Raw genomic sequence first — 17,281 nt, 5'->3', positions numbered from 1 at the left:
CGCAGCGCGTTAACCCTCAGATTCGTAGCCCCAAGGCGTGGGAGGCGCGTCTATGGGCTGGCTTAAATCAAAATCGATCCGCCATGTCCAATCGCCATCGGCCATGGTTCCGTAGCTATAGCGCTCGCCCGGTACAAGTTCAATGCGCCAACCAAGCACTTCTCCATTATCTCCGGTGCGAGCCGTATAGATAAACATTTGTCGATCCGGACTCCCTGCCGTCACTGTATTGCCGCCGTACCCCGAATCGTCTTCTGGGGTGCCATCTGGATTCCGGTGATCGTGATACAACTCCAGATGCTCCGGATGCAAGGTGTAGATCCATGTACGTGACCGATCCCAGCTATCTTCCGCGGGTTGCTCGATATGAAATGGGGCCCAGATCCGCGTATCTGAACATTCACGAAAATGAACAATTAAGGCTTCATCCCCTTCCAATAAATCCCGTCCAGGGCGCTCAACAATGCGTTCTCCCGCGTAAGCATTACCGCACAAACTTGCAAGTTGATTAAAGAACTGAACATGAGGTGACTGCGCAGTAACGCCTTCCTCTAGATTGTTTTGCTCACTGCCGCATGCACTCAATAATAGTATGCTTGCCGGCAATAGAGCCGCTCGGTACAAATATCTCATGGCGTTCTCCTGTAATTTCGGTTGGCGACTTTCCCTGAATAAAATCGGGCTGCAGCCACTATAAACCATCTCATAGAGATAGAAAAATAGGGTCAAATAAGTGATAGTGTCGATCTCGGGGCAGTTGCAGTGGGAAGCGCAGGTATGGACTTAAAAGAATTAAGAACACGCATCGAAGATATCGATTCACGTATCTTGCAATGTTTAGCGGAGCGACGCGATGTAGCATTGGCCGTAGCACAAAGCAAAGCCAATCAAGCCAGTCGCATCCGGGATACGGAGCGAGAAACATCACTACTGCTGCAACTTATGGAGCAAGGCGCCGAGTTAGGTTTAGACCCGAGCTATTTAACCCGGCTATATCACATTATTATTGAAGACTCCGTGTTAATGCAGCAGGCGTGGGTACAACAAGGCAAGGGAACCGGCACGCTTCAGATTGCCCACCTAGGAACCGCGGGCAGTTATTCGCATCTAGCGGCGCAAGGCTATGCCGGACGGCGTCAATGTCAGTTGCAAGGGCTGTCCTGCGAAACTTTCCGCGACGTTCTCACCGCTGTTGAAGATGGTCGCACTCCCTTAGGCATTCTCCCCATCGAGAATTCCACATCCGGCTCCATTAATGAAGTCTACGACCTGCTTCGACACACTCATCTACATATTGTTGCGGAAACCTATCTCTCGGTAGAGCATCAAATTCTGGTGCGCGAAGGTGAAGAAGAGACACCCATCACGACATTATATGGTCATCCCCAAGCCATTGCTCAGTGCTCCCGCTACCTCAGCCATTTAGATGGTGTGAACGTGGTAGCTTGCCCGTCGTCAGCGCATGCAATGGAGAAGGTAGCAAATAGCCAGGAATCCGGTATTGCCGCACTGGGTTCACAAAGCGGTGGCGCTTTATTCCGCTTAGTCGCGGTGGCCAATAATTTAGCCGACCAACCCGAAAATCAAACGCGTTTTATTCTTGTACAGCGGCAGCCCGTGCAGGTGCCTAGTCAGCTTCCGGCGCGTACCAGTGTGATTATGGCTACTCATAACCATCCCGGTGCATTGGCCGACGCCCTCATTATTCTGCGCCAACATGAGTTAAATCTCATCAAACTCGAGTCGCGACCCATGCCAGGTAACCCTTGGGAAGAGTTATTCTATATGGATATTGCGATTCATGAGCAAAGCCCACAGTGGCAAGGGGCACTCAAGGAGCTTAAATCCATGACGCGCTTTATGAAGGTGCTGGGCTGTTACGCAGATGAACGTGTAAAAGCCACTCACGTGATGCATCCGGAGCGTTCACAACACAAGTAAGTGCTCACTCTGCCGGCACAAGAAAACACATGATGCCTCTTTATTTAGGCCTCTCCATTGATAAAAGCGAACAGGATGATTCATTTAGATCAATATCTTTATTGATTAGCTTTGCTAAGCTATTGGCAAGAAATTGCAAAAGGAGCATGGATCATGACACAGCTTAGTGTGATAGGACTCAATCAAGAGAGCGCAAAATCGTTAGCCGATAAACTCAATCAGTTATTGGCAAATTATCAAGTGTTCTACATGAACGTTCGCGGCTTTCATTGGAACGTCCGCGGTGAAAAGTTCTTTGAACTTCACGTGAAGTTTGAAGAAACATACAACGACCTATTGCTTAAGATCGATGAGGTCGCCGAGCGCATTCTTACGCTAGGCCAGCGTCCGCGCCACGCCTACTCCGCTTATTTGGACTCTAGCCAAATTGCCGAAGTCAAAGATGTACACGATGGACGTGAATGCGTTCAGCAGGTGCTCGATAGTTATCAAGTCGTGATTGCACTACAACGAGAAATCCTGCAGTTGGCAGGAGACGCTAACGATGAAGGAACCGCTTCCTTGATGAGCGACTACATCAAAGAGCAAGAAAAAACCGCCTGGATGCTAAACGCTTACTTAGGCTAATATCCAGTATCAAAAAGCATTAAAAAAAGCGTGCTCTGATTGATCAGGAGCACGCTTTTTTTGTACCAAGCTGGCAACTAGCCTTCGAGACGACCGTCGCGAATATGCTTCTCACCGCGCTGCTTTGCCAACTGAATCTGCCGCTCGCGTTCAGCAAAGCGCTCTTTCTGGCTTGGCGTGGTTTTATCGAAGCAATGGGGGCAACTTACGCCCTTTTGATACAGCTCCGAGGCCTTTTCTTCCTCGGTAATCGGCATTCGGCAGGCATAGCACTGATCGTACGAGCCCTGTTCAAGGCCGTGCTTTACTGTCACGCGCTGATCAAATACGAAACACTCGCCATTCCAACGACTCTCTTCCGCCGGAACTTCCTCAAGATATTTAAGAATGCCACCTTGTAAGTGATACACCTCATCAAAACCGAGCTCTTTTAAGTAGGCTGTGGATTTTTCACAGCGAATGCCACCGGTACAGAACATGGCTACTTTCTTGTGTTTTTCTTTGTCCAAGTGCGCTTTTACGTACTCAGGAAACTCCCGAAAAGTTTCCGTTTTCGGATTCACCGCACCAGCAAAGGTGCCCACGGCGTATTCGTAATCATTGCGGGTATCAATCAGCAGAACCTCTGGGTCGCTAATCAAATCATTCCAATCCGCGGGTTTTACATAAGTACCCACTAGATTTTTTGGATCGATCCAATCCAGCCCCATAGTGACGATCTCTTTTTTGAGTTTCACTTTGGTCCGATAAAATGCTTGGGTGTCGCTAGGGGATTCTTTATGTTCCAAGTCCGCTAAGCGGGGGTCATTGCGCAAAAACGCAAGCGTCGCATCCACGCCTTCGCGGGTGCCACAAATGGTTCCATTGATGCCCTCACGGGCTAATAGAAGTGTGCCTTTTACGTCGTGCTTGGCCATCACGTCATACAAAGGCTGTCGAATTGCTTCGAAGTCGTTAAGCTCTACGAACTTATAGAGCGCCGCACAAATATACTGCATATTACATTACCTTATCTTAGCTGGCTGAATCGTAAGTTCAGTGCCAGAACGGCGCGGATTATATAGAAAATAGCGAAGAAGCGCTAGCCAGTCAGGTATGCGACACTACTCCACCGCTGGCAGTCGTAATGCCCGAACACCGGCAACAAAACTCACCAATACCAGTAATCCCAGGACCGCATGGGTACCGGCGAATTCGTCCAGAATCCCTAGCAGCATACCCAATAACAATAACCCACCAATCACTGTATTGCTCACCGCCGTGTATTGTGCGCGGTTTTCTTGGGTCGCCATATCCACCAGATAAGTTTTCCGACCAACCCGGGCACCATGATGAGCCACCGCGGCCAAGAATATCAGCGCGCCCCCCACGGCAACGTGCCCCAATAACGAGGGCTCAAGGGCAGACACGAGCAGCGTTAACGCCATGACCACCGACGCCATGAAGGCCGCCGCCGCCATCACATGATGGCTGGCAGAGTCGGACCAACGACCCCAAAACCGGCCCGCTAACATCCCCGCAGCACCGCTTGCCAACATTAAGCTACCTAATCCAATGAGGGCCCCACTGCTCTCACGTTGAATCAATACCACAATATAAGGAATAGCAAATGCCGAAGACACAAGCAGCGCCCGCGTGGCTACGAACGCGCCAAATTGCCGATCCTGCCACAGGATAGAGAGTGACTTTACCGCTTCGGTAATGGCATTACCGCCGCCTTCTGTTGCCCCGGGTACTTCCGGCAACAAAGCAAAGCTCCATGCGGCAATCAACCAAAGCACACCCGCCCCACCGAGGAGCAATACGAAGAGACCTAAGGAGCCCTCCACATCAGGGGCGAAGATAATCAGCAATGCCGTGGCTAACGTCATAAAGCCGGCACTGGTAGCGGCGAGGCCCGACAAACGGCCCCGTCGTGTTTTTGAAATCGTCTTTCCGGTGACATCTTTCATCGCCACTGAGCAAACACCCCGCGACACACTGAAGAATGTAAGCCAACCAATAACCCACCAACCAAATCCCAAGGGTGTGAGCGTAAAGTCACCGTGTAGCCAAAACAGCCCGGCCACGATCGCAAATAGCGCAATCGCCTGACCAATAGAGCCCGCCACCCAAAACCACTTGCGCAGCGGATGCTCACGCATTCGCTGCGCCACAAACAATTGCGGTAATAAAGAAAGAGATTCGCGCAGCGGCACCAACATACTAATAAAGAATGCAGGGGCTCCGGTTACGGACAGCATCCACGGCAAAATCAGACGGGCACTTACGAGGGAGTCGCCTAACTTGGTTAAGGTAAGCGACCAAAGGTGCAGCATAAAGGCTTTCGGCTGCTCGGAACAGGCGTCTTCGGGGATGTCCTTACAAACGCGGGCGTCTTCATCCTCAGCGAGATACTGATACAGGGTTTCGCTGATGTCCTTCTTCGATTGACTCATGCTCTGCCTTCCTGACTTGGTTATCACCGGCTTCTGCCTGTGCAATGGCATCTTGTACACTGAACCAAATACGATTCACAAGTGCAACCAAACGCACCCAGTCGCGCAGCTCATCACGCTCGATACGGTTATCAGAAAACTGCTGATAGCTCTCCAACAAGGTATCAATCTCGTCGTCATATAAATCATTTATAACGAGGGTAGAGGCTAAATCGAACCCCGGATGACCGTAGCCGGCATATTCCCAATCGATCACTTGTGGCTGTTCAAGCAAAAACACATGTTCGGCGTTGAGATCGTGGTGACAAAATACATGGGGGCCATTTTCCCAACGCTGAAACAGATCCCCATAACTCTGGCAGTCTTCTCGCGCTTGCGCCGCAGCTTTGGGATTATAGTATTCCAAGGTTTGGCAATACTGCTCCACCCGCTCGCGCAATGTCCAACGTGTTTTTGGGAGGGATTGTTGATGAATCTTAGCTAAGGTACGACCTAGCAAATCGGCCCGCTTAATGGGATCGAACTCATCGGCAATAGTTGCGGCATCAAGCCAACGAAAGATGCAGATGCCCTTCTCCACATCAGACCAAATCACCTCTGGTGCAATTCCTCGATCTGCTAAGGTCCGATCCAATTGAACGGTGTCGCCGGTGGCGCGCCCAAAAGCGGCGTCATGAGCATATTGTTTGACAAGATACTGCACCTGGCCGTTATCGATACGCCAGGTTGCGTTTGCTAGATCCCGTCCCACCGACACTGCTTTCCAAGTGCCATGCTCTGGAAGCTGGGCGAGACATCCTGTGGGAAATTGCATTCATCAAACCTCTTCGCTGATGTCAGGCATTTACACCCGTGCGGGTACCGACTGGGATTTAAAACCCTGACGATAATCCTGCCGCCATCGGTAAAAGCCAATGATCGACATGATGACATAAACCGCAAAAAGAATCCCAGTGACGTAAAACTCTTTTAGCATAAAGAGCCAGACGTATAGACTATTAATCACTATCCAATATAGCCAATTTTCCAATATCTTGCGGGCAACGAGGTATGTCGTGAAGAGACTAAACAGTGTGGTCACCGTATCTAATTCGGGAAATACCGCATCCGTATGTAAGCGCAGATAGATTGAGATCACAATGCTGCTCACCAACAACAGGAAAATCCACACCACATGAAAGCCAAGGGGCTTGATGGAAATGGGCGCAGGGCCATTACGAGCCCCATTGCGCCACACCCAAAATCCGTAAAACGCAATCACCACATAATACGCTTGCAGCCCAGCTTCCATATACAACTGACCATGATAAAACAGCCAGGAAAATATCGACGCACTGGCGATGGCCGCGGGCCAACACCATAAGCTTTGACGAATAGCGAACACTACATACACAATCGCGAGGGCGACTGCGGTTAGTTCCGCAGCCGACGACATTTCCAAGATAGCCAGTACCTTATCCATGAGGATTGAGATCGCGATTAATAAACTTACACACCAACACTTGGGATGGAACCCGTTGATAAATACGCTCTAGCTCATCAGTGAGAATCGCCATCACTGTGCGATACTCGCCAAACACTTGCGTGCTCATGGTGTTGGTATGCACGCTAATCGCTGGATAATTTGCCAAGCGCTCAATGAACTCTTTAATCACTGGCCGAAATTCATCGGCCAGTGGGTATAAGCTTATCTCTGCTGAAAATTGCATGAATAGTAGCTCCTAGAAACGATAACGAGCGGTAAGCCCTATACGACGAGGCTCGCCCCACTGTACGTAGGTTTCCGGCGCGTAATCTTTGCGTGGGTCATTACCGAAGAAAAAGCCACGGGTGGTGTAATCTTCATCCAGAATATTACGGGCCCACAGGCTCAACTCCCAGTCACTCACACGGTAGGTTAAACGCGCGTGCAATAATTGGTATGGTGACGACTCTTGATCATGGGTATTAGAGTAATAGAACCGATCTCGGGCATCCATTTCCACCCGCAAGGTGAAACCTCCGCCGAGTTCAAAATCACCACCGACATGGGCTTGATAGCGCGGCGCGTGGGCTTGGCTGCGGCCGCGTAGGTTCGTGCCATCGCGCAGCACCAAATCATTAAATTGTGTTTCCAGCAATCCAACTGACGCAAACCAACGCACCCAATCTGTTGGAACATAATTCACCGATGCTTCAACCCCATAGTTAGTGCCATCAGACGCATTATCCATGTAAGTTACAAACACCCCATCACGTTCAACATAGGCATTTACCTGCATATCATCACGCCAGCTGTAGAATGCATTCACCTGGAATTGCAAACTGTGCTCCGGTAGGAAGGCTTTGTAACCTAACTCAACGCTCGTGAGATATTCAGGCGCAAAGGTCGCCCGTGACTCTAAAAACTCACGGTGATCTTCGAGATTACGATCTTCAACACGGCCTAACGCCTCGCCATTAACACCACCGGCCTTAAAGCCGCGAGTTGCCGTGGCATACAGTTGACGCATCGGTGCAACCGCGTACTCAAGGCTCAATCGACCACCCCAAGCGGAGTCAGTCGGCTCAGCGGTGATTCCGCGCGTATCTGCGTAATCATTGGCATAACGCTCCCAACGCAGCCCGTAGGTTAGCTGTAAACGTTCGCTGAGTTGCTGCTGTAACTCAGCATAAGCCGCGGTGCGATCGCTATCGTACCGGCTCGCAAAAGGCGCGCTAAGATACGTATATTCGCGATCTAAATCCTGACGACGGGTTTGATAATAGACACCGTATAGCCATTCGGTTTCGAGTCCAAACAAGTCAATTGGGCGATCCGACAACACCCGCCCTTCGAGTTCAACTTGCTCGCGATCCCGGAAGTAGGCGTCAAAACTGTTGTACTCCCAACCCGGGCGAATGCCTTCAAAGGCCCAATCTTCATCGTAGCTATATTCAGATTTTGCCCACAATGCCGAGGTCATCAGTTGCACTACGTAGCCATCATTACCGCTGTAGTTGGCTGCAATGCGACCCGCATGGCTATCTAGCGTGTCCCGCCCTGGAGTATCCGATAAGGTCTGGCGATTACCGTCAAGCGACCAGGCATCGTAGCCGTTGTCGATATCAAAGCGGTGATACGTAAAATCTAAGGTAAGATCATCGCTAACCAACCAAGTGCTATTTAAGCGCAAAGTAAGTTCGTCTTTGTTCTGGGTATCGTTGCGATCTAAGAAGATATTCTCTTGGAAACCATCACTGACAAAACTGTATAGCGATCCACGCATGGCAAATTGGTCGCTAAAGCCATGTTGTAAGGCAACCCCTGCCGCATAAGTATTGTAATTCGCCCACAAGGCTTCTACCTGGCCACTGGTCATGAATTCAACAGGCTCAGAGCCAAGGTAAATGACACCGGCCATTGCGTCGGCACCATAACGGGTGCTTTGTGGCCCACGAAATACTTCCACTTGGCCAATATCAAATAAGGTACCCGCACTGCCAATACCACTGTAGTTGATGCCATCAATCATGAGGCCAACAGACGGGTTGATGGGGTCGACAAATTGGCTGCGCTCGCCAATCCCGCGAATCTGGAAAAAGCTACCGCGACTTGCGCCGGACGCCAGATTCACGTTTGGTGCCATGATTAACGCGTTTTCTAGGTGATCCGCTTCCCGAGCACGTAGATCTTCGCCTTGTAATACCGACACGCTGCCGGCGACATCTTCGACACCACGGGCACGAAAATCGCCAATAATGAGAATGCGTTCAATGGAGGTGGTACTTTGTTCGGAGTGTTGTTCAGTGCTCTCCTGCGCGTTCAGCGCGAAAGGCACAAAGGTACTGAGGGCAAGTGCGGTGCATACCGCGCTAGAAACTTTCGAAATAGTCATCTTGGATCTCTTCTTTTGAATACCTGCTAAAAGATGAGATCCGGTTATCCGCCGTATTGGTCTGAAGTGCATTACCAATCCCTACGCCAGTATTAACCGGATCAGGTACAAAGAGTTCGGAATCGGCGCCAGCCCATTCACATCTCAGCCCGCGAGGGCACCCCTTTGGTAATCGTTGTGTCTGTTGCCTATTCATGACAGCAAACCAACGCCGCGCAGTATAACGACTTTACGATGAATTTCAAATAAAGCTAAGGGCGTCACCAAATAGCTGTTGTTTTGGTAAACCTAGTGCATGAAAAGTATCACGGGCAACCCGCACCATTTCAAAACGCCCGGCGATATATACATCATAACGAGCAATGTCGTCGACGTGGTCAGTGACGGCATTGAGCACTAAGCCTTGATGACCAACCCAATCGGCGTCGTCTTGTTTTTCTAGCACTGGAATATATTCAAAATGACCATATTGGCTCGCCAATGTGGTTAACTGCTGGTGCATGTATAAATCGCTAGCCTGACGAACACCCCAAAACAGTGTCACCGGCTGTTCAGATTCACGGGCTAAATGCGCCTGCAAAATTGACCAGGTATACGAAAATCCGGTACCACCTGCAATTAACAACAAGGGGCGCTGTCGATCCGGATCATAGCCCGCCTCACCATGAGGAAGGCTGATGTTCAGCTCACCGTGGCTGCGGATATGCTCAAGGACTTCCCATGCATAAGGATTATCAGGGCTCGCACCAATATGCAGCACCACCCGCTGGCCATCGGCTGGCGTTGACGCAATGGAAAAAGGCCGTTGATCACGCTCGCCCATCACAGCCAACAAATATTGCCCAGGGATATAATCCACCGCCTCGGGTAATTCCAACTCGACCAAATAAACAAATTCGTTCACCGCTTCACAGCGCAGAACTTCAGCAACACATTGATACATATAACTAGTCCAGAATTCCTAACTCATCCCACAACGCATCAACACGCTGCTTAGTGGCGGCATCCATCTCGATGGGGGTTCCCCATTCACGGTCAGTTTCGCCAGGCCACTTGTTGGTTGCATCTAACCCCATTTTTGAGCCAAGGCCAGCTACCGGCGAGGCGAAGTCTAAATAATCAATGGGGGTATTCTCAATCATCACGGTGTCGCGGGCAGGGTCCATACGGGTAGTAATGGCCCAAATCACATCTTTCCAATCTCGGGCATTCACGTCGTCGTCACACACAATCACGAACTTGGTGTACATAAATTGACGTAGGAACGACCATACGCCAAGCATCACACGCTTGGCATGACCGGGATAAGATTTTTTCATCGTGACCACAGCCATTCGATAAGAACAGCCTTCTGGCGGCAGATAAAAATCGACGATTTCCGGGAATTGCTTCTGCAAAATCGGTACGAACACTTCATTCAATGCCACCCCAAGAATCGCCGGCTCATCTGGGGGCCGTCCGGTATAGGTGCTGTGGTAAATAGGGTCTTTGCGGTGAGTGATGTGGGTCACCGTAAATACCGGAAACTTCTCCACTTCATTGTAGTAGCCGGTATGGTCGCCGTATGGGCCTTCTTCTGCCATCTCACCCGGCTCGATATAGCCTTCCAGTACAAACTCCGCATGCGCCGGAACTTGTAAATCGTTACTCACGCATTTGACCACTTCCGTTTTACTATCTCGCAGCAAGCCCGCAAAGGCGTACTCCGATAAGGTATCGGGCACCGGCGTGACTGCACCGAGAATGGTTGCTGGATCAGCACCTAGCGCCACCGACACTGGGAAACGTTCACCGGGATTCTGCAAACAAAACTCGCGAAAGTCTAAGGCGCCACCGCGATGGCTAAGCCAACGCATAATCAGCTTGTTTTTCCCCAGCAGTTGTTGCCGGTAGATACCCAAATTCTGACGCTTTTTTAACGGTCCTTTGGTGACCGTAAGCCCCCAGGTGACCAAGGGCGCAACGTCACCGGGCCAACAATGCTGAATCGGGATCTTGGTTAAATCGACGTCGTCACCAGACATCACAATATCTTGGCACGGCGCTTTTTTCAGAACCTTAGGTGCCATGCTGAGAACTTTTTTCAGCAGGGGCAGTTTTGACATGGCATCTTTAAAGCCGGCTGGCGGTTCTGGCTCTTTTAAGTAGGCCAGCAATTTACCCACCTCGCGCAGCTGCGTCACATCGCTTTGTCCCATGCCCATCGCCACCCGCTCCGGGGTGCCGAAGAGGTTGGCAAGTACAGGAATCGAGTGGCCTTTCGGGTTCTCAAATAACAAAGCCGGACCGCCCGCTTTCAGCGTGCGATCGGCAATTTCTGTCATTTCCAACTTGGGATCGATTTCCTTCGTGATGCGTTTCAACTGTCCTTGTTGTTCAAGCTGAGCAAGGAAATCTCGTAGATCACGATACTTCATGGATTATTTTGACCGCTTCATCGAATCAAAGAATTCATCGTTGGTTTTGGTCATCTGCAATTTATCAATCACAAACTCCATGGCTTCGATCTCACCCATAGGGTGCACGATTTTGCGCAGAATCCACATTTTTTGCAGTTCATCTGGCGTGGTGAGTAGCTCTTCGCGACGGGTTCCTGACCGGTTGTAATCAATCGCTGGGAATACTCGTTTCTCAGCAATTTTACGGTTCAGATGGAGTTCCATATTACCGGTTCCTTTAAACTCTTCGTAGATCACTTCATCCATCTTCGAGCCGGTATCAATCAGCGCCGTAGCGATAATAGTAAGTGAGCCACCTTCTTCAACATTCCGGGCCGCACCAAAGAATCGCTTCGGTTTGTGCAATGCGTTGGCATCCACACCACCGGTCAGTACTTTACCTGAACTAGGAATGACCGTGTTGTAAGCACGCGCTAATCGGGTAATGGAATCTAGCAAAATCACCACATCGCGCTTGTGCTCTACTAAGCGCTTGGCTTTTTCAATCACCATTTCTGCGACTTGCACGTGACGACTGGCTGGCTCATCGAAGGTAGAAGCAATTACTTCGCCCTTAACCAGCCGCTGCATTTCCGTTACTTCCTCTGGACGCTCATCAATCAAGAGCACCATCAGATCACAATCGGGGTGATTTGCCGCAATCGATTGGGCGATATTTTGAAGCAATAAGGTTTTACCGGCTTTCGGCGGTGCCACGATTAATCCGCGCTGCCCCTTTCCGATCGGTGATGCCAAATCAAGGATACGAGCGGTAATGTCTTCTGTTGAACCATTACCACGCTCCATGCGCAAACGCTCTTCCGCATGCAGTGGTGTTAAGTTTTCAAATAGAATTTTGTTACGGGAGTTTTCAGGCTTGTCGAAGTTAACTTCGCGGATCTTCAGGAGGGCAAAATAACGCTCACCTTCTTTCGGTGGTCGTATTTTTCCAGCGACCGTATCACCGGTCCGCAAGTTAAATCGGCGAATTTGGCTTGGAGACACATAGATATCATCGGGCCCGGCAAGGTACGAAGAATCACCGGAGCGGAGGAAGCCAAAGCCATCTTGTAAAATCTCAAGAACGCCATCGCCAAAGATATCTTCACCACTCTTCGAGTGCGCTTTCAAGATAGCGAAGATAATGTCTTGTTTGCGCAAGCGCGCCATATTTTCTAGCCCCATTTCGGAGGCCAAGTTCACCAGTTCATTGACGGGCTTGTTCTTTAATTCAGTCAGATTCATAGTCGGTAGGTTTAATCAGTGGTTAGATTTGGGGTTTGTCATCCACCATGGCACAGAATAGTTACAGTTCTGAGGATGCCAAATTGTGAATGCGTATGTAATGTAAGCTCTGCTCTTATTGAGTTTCGATTTCTGCCTTGCGTGTCTCGTATAACGTAATGCTTGAACTGGAACCAGTCATCACCGATGACAGAACTGTTAAGTCAAATACGTTGAACAACACACCTTCGGATTTGTTTTAGAGTAACTTTGTTTGCGCGCAGGCTAGCGAGCAAATGTGCAGCGGTCTGGAAAGTGATGATTTACTGAAGCTGGGTTGTCGTGGCTCAGCATCAGAAGTGCTGCCGAAGTAAAAGTAACACCAAATATTTAAATCGTCCAGTTTTTAAACGCCCTTGCGTATTTCTGCAGCAAGGGCATTCCATTCACCTGCTCCCCAAAGGGGCTAATCAGTGCGATTAACCCTTTGGTTACCAGACGTTTATACGTGTTCGTTTAAGAATTCAGCCAGTTGCGTTTTTGACATCGCACCCACTTTGGTTCCAATCACTTCACCGTTCTTAAACAGCAATAATGTTGGAATGCCACGAATCCCGTACTTCGGTGGCGTCTGATTATTGTGGTCAACATTCAACTTGCCCACTTTCAGCTTACCTTCGAATTCATTGGCCACTTCGTCAAGAATAGGTGCGATCATCTTACATGGTCCACACCACTCGGCCCAGAAGTCTACCAGTACCGGTTGATCAGCGTTTAGCACGTCGGCTTCGAAGCTATCGTCACTTAGCTGAACAATATTGTCACTCATGTTGCATCTCCAATCGGTTGCATGCATTGCTAACTTTTTTGTAGCAGCGCATTATATTCTGTTTTCTAATGCAAGTCTAAACCTGTTAAACTCTGCACCTATGAGCAAAAAACACCTTACTGAAACCCAATTTGCCGCCTTGGGTTTGCATCCTAAAGTTCTGGATGCTTTAAATCAAATCGGCTATGAGTTCTGTACGCCAATCCAAGCGATGAGCTTGCCAATTGCGTTGCAGGGCAAAGATGTGGCTGGTCAAGCACAGACCGGCACCGGAAAAACTATCGCTTTTCTTGTGGCATTATTCAACCACTTGATGACGAATCCCAAGAGAAAACCGGACGAAACGCAACCACGTGCCCTTGTTATGGCTCCTACGCGAGAATTAGCGGTTCAGATCGCTAATGACGCCGAAGCCATCGCAAAAAGCTGCGGCCTGAAGATGGCGGTAGTTTACGGTGGTGAGGGCTACGACGCCCAACGCGCTGAACTCCAAGAAGGTGTTGATGTATTGATCGGCACCTGTGGTCGCTTGATCGATTACTTCAAACAAGGTGCCTACAGGCTCGACAATATCGATGTTGTGGTCCTTGATGAAGCCGATCGCATGTACGATCTTGGCTTTATCGATGATGTTCGCTACATGCTGAAGAAAATGCCCCCTGCAGAAGAGCGTTTGAATTTATTGTTCTCAGCCACCCTTTCACACCGTGTGAAAGAACTAGCCTACGAACAAATGAACGATCCAGCCAGTGTTGAGATCGAACCGGAGCAAATGACCGGTGCGCGCATTGAAGAAGAGCTCTTTTATCCCTCGAAGCCTGACAAAATTAAGCTATTGCTGACACTAATTGAAGAAGATTGGCCTGATAAAGCCATTGTTTTCTGTAATACCAAACATGGCTGTAGCTATGTGTATCATTGGCTCATGGCAGATAAACATCGTGTGGGTTTGCTCACCGGCGATGTGCCTCAGCGCAAACGCTTGCGTATTCTAGATGACTTTACCCAAGGCAAAATCGACATTCTGGTCGCCACCGACGTGGCTGCCCGAGGTTTGCATATTCCTGCCGTGAGTCACGTATTTAACTACGACTTACCGGACGATTGCGAAGATTACGTACATCGCATTGGTCGTACCGGCCGTGCCGGTGCAAGCGGAAAAGCCATTAGTTTCGCCTGTGAAGAATACGTGTATAACCTGCCGGCGATTGAAAGCTATATCCAGCATGAAATCGCCGTCACTAAATACGATAGCGACGCCCTGTTGAGTGATCTGAAGAAGCCGCATATTCCGCAGAAACGTCGTTTACAGAGTGGGCGCGAGCATAGCCGCCGCCATTCTGGACCGCGCCAACGAAAGCACGGTTAATCTGTCACGATAAGGAGCCCCGACGATGCGATCTAAAGATTATTACGCCGCCATCGATTTGGGCTCCAACAGCTTCCACATGCTCGTTGTGCGTGTGGTTGCCGGTTCCTTACAAGTGGTTTCAAAAATCCGCCGCAAAGTACGACTCGCCGGCGGCTTAACCGCCTCTGGTGAACTCGCCGAAGATGCCCGTGAACGGGCTCTCGCCTGCTTAGCCATTTTCGCCGATCGGGTTCGTGATATTGCCCCCGAAAACATTACCGCGGTAGGCACCGCCACACTGCGTAAACTCAAAGATTCCGACCCTTTCCTCCAGCAAGTCCGCGATACCCTAGGCCACCCCTTGCGCATTATCAGCGGCGATGAAGAAGCGGCAACTATTTTTCAAGGTATTGCCCATACGACGTCGGTGCAAGGCTCCATGCTGGTCATTGATATTGGTGGAGCAAGTACCGAGATTGTGGTCGGCGAGGGCTTCGAAGCGCGCTACTTAAAAAGCCTTGATATGGGCTGCGTCACTCTAATTACTGAGTTTTTCGAGAACGGTGATATCGACCGCGACAATACCGCCGCTGCAATTGCTAAAGTACAAGGGCTCATTGAGCCTCATGTTACTGCTTATCAGCAACATGGATGGGAGTCTGCATTGGGAGCATCCGGTACTTTTAAATCATTGCAAGAAATTGCCATCGCGCGCGGATTACCCTTACGCTTTACCCTCACGTGGCTCGAACAATTACTACAAGAGTGCATTAACTTCGGCAGTATCGACGGACTCGAGGTTCATGGCCTTCGCCCTGTACGGCGGCCGGTATTTGTGTCTGGCTTGTGTATTCTTATAGGTGCCTTCCGCAGCTTGGGGATGAAAACCATCGAAGCCACCGAAGGCGCTTTACGGGAAGGGCTTATCTATAGCATGCTGGAAGAGCTCCAACATGAGGATGTGCAGTTACGCACCCTCGAAAGCCTCGCTGAAAGTTATCACTTGGATACCGACCAAATTGCTCGGGTTGAGAAATTGGCGAGACAATACCTTGAGGCCTGTCCAAAAGCTTGGCTTGATATTCAAGGAGAAAGTGCAGAGCGCCTTGTTCGCGCCGTCAGCTATCTGCATGAGATTGGGCTCACTCTCAATTACAAGCACGCGAGCAGCCATGGCCGCTACATGCTTGCCAATGCCAACTTGCCGGGATTTTCAGTACGGGAACGGGAGTTTTTATTGGAGCTGCTCGGCGGTGTTGCCGGTATTATCGACGACGACGCCGAACCCGAAACACTCCCGGAGTACGTGCCATTAGCCCGTTTAAGTCGCGTCTTGCGATTAGCGGTTTTAGGCTGCCAACGTCGCCGCGACGATATGATTGCCAACGGCATACTCACCGTAACCGACGATCATTTCACGTTGAATTTCCCAAAAGGTTATTTACAAGCAAATCCGTATTTACGTAGCTTGTACGAACAAGAAGCGCTGTGGCAGCAGCACTTTGGTGGGCTTACCCTGAACGAAGTATAACGCTACTTTTGTTCGTTTCGCAGTTGTTGCGCTACCCGCTTCGCAAAGTAGGTTAAAATGCCATCGGCACCGGCACGCTTAAACGCTAATAACGACTCATGGATGGTCGCTTCGCCGAGCCACCCCTTTTCAATGGCCGCCATATGCATGGCGTACTCGCCACTGACTTGGTAGGCAAATGTTGGTACTTTGAACGTATCTTTCACCCGCCGTACCACATCAAGATATGGCATCCCCGGTTTTACCATCACCATATCTGCGCCTTCCTCGAGATCGAGCGCGATTTCGTGTAGTGCTTCATCACTGTTCGCAGGGTCCATCTGATAGGTTTTCTTATCGGCGCCCTTCAGGTTGCCCGCTGAGCCGACCGCATCGCGGAACGGCCCATAATAGGCAGACGCATATTTGGCCGAGTATGCCATGATCTGCACCAACCCAAAGCCCGACTCTTCTAAGGCTTCACGAATAGCACCAATACGCCCATCCATCATGTCCGATGGCGCCACAACATCTGCTCCGGCTTGCGCATGTGACAGCGCCTGCTTCACCAAAGCCTCTGTAGTGATGTCGTTTTGCACATAACCCTCGGCATCAATTATTCCATCTTGGCCATGGGTGGTAAAAGGATCTAGGGCCACGTCGGTCATCACGCCAATCTCCGGCACCGCTTTTTTAACCGCCCGCACCGCTCGCTGAGCCAGCCCTTCAGGGTTCCACGCTTCTTCCGCAAGTTCTGATTTAGCGCTTTGCGGCGTGACTGGAAAGATTGCAAGCATGGGAATACCTAACGCATGCAGCTCTTTGGCTTCAGCCACCAGCAAATCAATGGATACGCGCTCAATACCAGGCATCGATGCAATCGCCTCACGTTTCCCTTCACCCGGAATAACAAACATTGGGTAAATCAAATCCGCAGCCGTGAGCTGATGTTCGGATACCATACGGCGACTAAATTCATGGCGTCGTAAGCGGCGCATTCTGCGCATAGGGAAGCCGGCAAAGGGATAGAAAGACATGGTTTATCCTATTTCGTGCATGATGCATT

General features: G+C 50.1%; 16 protein-coding genes and 1 riboswitch. Of the genes, 4 read left to right on the top strand and 12 right to left on the bottom strand.

The features are described from left to right. Positions 1 to 9: 9 nt before the first annotated feature. Positions 10 to 633, bottom strand: coding sequence for a hypothetical protein (locus FM042_RS09930; protein ID WP_143236270.1), 624 nt, complete (start codon positions 631 to 633; stop codon positions 10 to 12). Positions 634 to 777: 144 nt separating this feature from the next. Between FM042_RS09930 and pheA the strand changes: the two genes are divergently transcribed. Next, on the top strand, positions 778 to 1,941 hold the full coding sequence (gene pheA, locus FM042_RS09925; RefSeq protein ID WP_143236269.1) for a prephenate dehydratase: 1,164 nt from the start codon (positions 778 to 780) through the stop codon (positions 1,939 to 1,941). 153 nt (positions 1,942 to 2,094) lie between these two features. Further along, the gene (locus FM042_RS09920) at positions 2,095 to 2,568 is read left to right on the top strand and encodes a Dps family protein (RefSeq protein WP_143236268.1); all 474 of its coding nucleotides are present in this window, start codon (positions 2,095 to 2,097) and stop codon (positions 2,566 to 2,568) included. Positions 2,569 to 2,645: 77 nt separating this feature from the next. On the opposite strand, the gene trhO is transcribed toward FM042_RS09920, so the two are convergent. The 10 genes from trhO to trxA form a co-directional block, all read right to left on the bottom strand. Beyond that, the gene (gene trhO / locus FM042_RS09915) at positions 2,646 to 3,566 is read right to left on the bottom strand and encodes an oxygen-dependent tRNA uridine(34) hydroxylase TrhO (protein ID WP_143236267.1); all 921 of its coding nucleotides are present in this window, start codon (positions 3,564 to 3,566) and stop codon (positions 2,646 to 2,648) included. A 105-nt stretch (positions 3,567 to 3,671) separates the two neighbouring features. Next, positions 3,672 to 5,006: an MFS transporter gene (locus FM042_RS09910; RefSeq protein ID WP_143236266.1), complete on the bottom strand. Its 1,335-nt coding sequence runs from the start codon at positions 5,004 to 5,006 to the stop codon at positions 3,672 to 3,674. After that, positions 4,954 to 5,820: a phosphotransferase gene (locus tag FM042_RS09905; RefSeq protein WP_143236265.1), complete on the bottom strand. Its 867-nt coding sequence runs from the start codon at positions 5,818 to 5,820 to the stop codon at positions 4,954 to 4,956. The genes FM042_RS09910 and FM042_RS09905 overlap by 53 nt, the downstream gene beginning before the upstream one ends. A gap of 30 nt (positions 5,821 to 5,850) precedes the next feature. Continuing rightward, positions 5,851 to 6,468 carry a nicotinamide riboside transporter PnuC gene (gene pnuC / locus FM042_RS09900; protein WP_143236264.1) on the bottom strand — a complete coding sequence of 206 codons (618 nt, stop codon included), beginning with the start codon at positions 6,466 to 6,468 and terminating at the stop codon, positions 5,851 to 5,853. After that, positions 6,461 to 6,715 carry a hypothetical protein gene (locus tag FM042_RS09895; protein ID WP_143236263.1) on the bottom strand — a complete coding sequence of 85 codons (255 nt, stop codon included), beginning with the start codon at positions 6,713 to 6,715 and terminating at the stop codon, positions 6,461 to 6,463. The genes pnuC and FM042_RS09895 overlap by 8 nt, the downstream gene beginning before the upstream one ends. A 12-nt stretch (positions 6,716 to 6,727) precedes the next feature. Beyond that, positions 6,728 to 8,863 (bottom strand): TonB-dependent receptor, encoded by a 2,136-nt coding sequence (locus tag FM042_RS09890; RefSeq protein WP_185960765.1) that lies wholly within the window; start codon positions 8,861 to 8,863, stop codon positions 6,728 to 6,730. 61 nt (positions 8,864 to 8,924) lie between these two features. Beyond that, a riboswitch (TPP riboswitch) is annotated at positions 8,925 to 9,038 on the bottom strand. A gap of 66 nt (positions 9,039 to 9,104) precedes the next feature. Next, complete coding sequence (fre, locus tag FM042_RS09885; RefSeq protein ID WP_143236261.1) at positions 9,105 to 9,806, bottom strand: NAD(P)H-flavin reductase; 702 nt, start codon at positions 9,804 to 9,806, stop codon at positions 9,105 to 9,107. A 4-nt stretch (positions 9,807 to 9,810) separates the two neighbouring features. Continuing rightward, on the bottom strand, positions 9,811 to 11,280 hold the full coding sequence (ubiD, locus tag FM042_RS09880; RefSeq protein ID WP_143236260.1) for a 4-hydroxy-3-polyprenylbenzoate decarboxylase: 1,470 nt from the start codon (positions 11,278 to 11,280) through the stop codon (positions 9,811 to 9,813). Between the two features lie 3 nt (positions 11,281 to 11,283). Further along, positions 11,284 to 12,546 carry a transcription termination factor Rho gene (gene rho, locus FM042_RS09875; RefSeq protein ID WP_143236259.1) on the bottom strand — a complete coding sequence of 421 codons (1,263 nt, stop codon included), beginning with the start codon at positions 12,544 to 12,546 and terminating at the stop codon, positions 11,284 to 11,286. A 481-nt stretch (positions 12,547 to 13,027) separates the two neighbouring features. Continuing rightward, positions 13,028 to 13,354, bottom strand: coding sequence for a thioredoxin TrxA (trxA, locus tag FM042_RS09870; protein ID WP_143236258.1), 327 nt, complete (start codon positions 13,352 to 13,354; stop codon positions 13,028 to 13,030). A 100-nt stretch (positions 13,355 to 13,454) separates the two neighbouring features. On the opposite strand from trxA, the gene rhlB reads away from it, so the two are divergent. Further along, positions 13,455 to 14,723, top strand: coding sequence for an ATP-dependent RNA helicase RhlB (rhlB, locus tag FM042_RS09865; RefSeq protein ID WP_143236257.1), 1,269 nt, complete (start codon positions 13,455 to 13,457; stop codon positions 14,721 to 14,723). Between the two features lie 25 nt (positions 14,724 to 14,748). Then, positions 14,749 to 16,236 (top strand): Ppx/GppA phosphatase family protein, encoded by a 1,488-nt coding sequence (locus tag FM042_RS09860; protein WP_143236256.1) that lies wholly within the window; start codon positions 14,749 to 14,751, stop codon positions 16,234 to 16,236. Positions 16,237 to 16,238: 2 nt separating this feature from the next. Here the strand turns inward: FM042_RS09860 and hemB are convergent, their stop codons facing one another. After that, positions 16,239 to 17,252, bottom strand: coding sequence for a porphobilinogen synthase (gene hemB, locus FM042_RS09855; RefSeq protein WP_143236255.1), 1,014 nt, complete (start codon positions 17,250 to 17,252; stop codon positions 16,239 to 16,241). Positions 17,253 to 17,281 lie beyond the last annotated feature (29 nt).

The sequence above is a fragment of the Aliidiomarina halalkaliphila genome, from assembly GCF_007096385.1.
Classification (GTDB): domain Bacteria; phylum Pseudomonadota; class Gammaproteobacteria; order Enterobacterales; family Alteromonadaceae; genus Aliidiomarina; species Aliidiomarina halalkaliphila.
The sequence above is the reverse complement of the archived record's forward strand: the minus strand, read 5'-3'. Positions and strand labels throughout refer to the sequence as shown.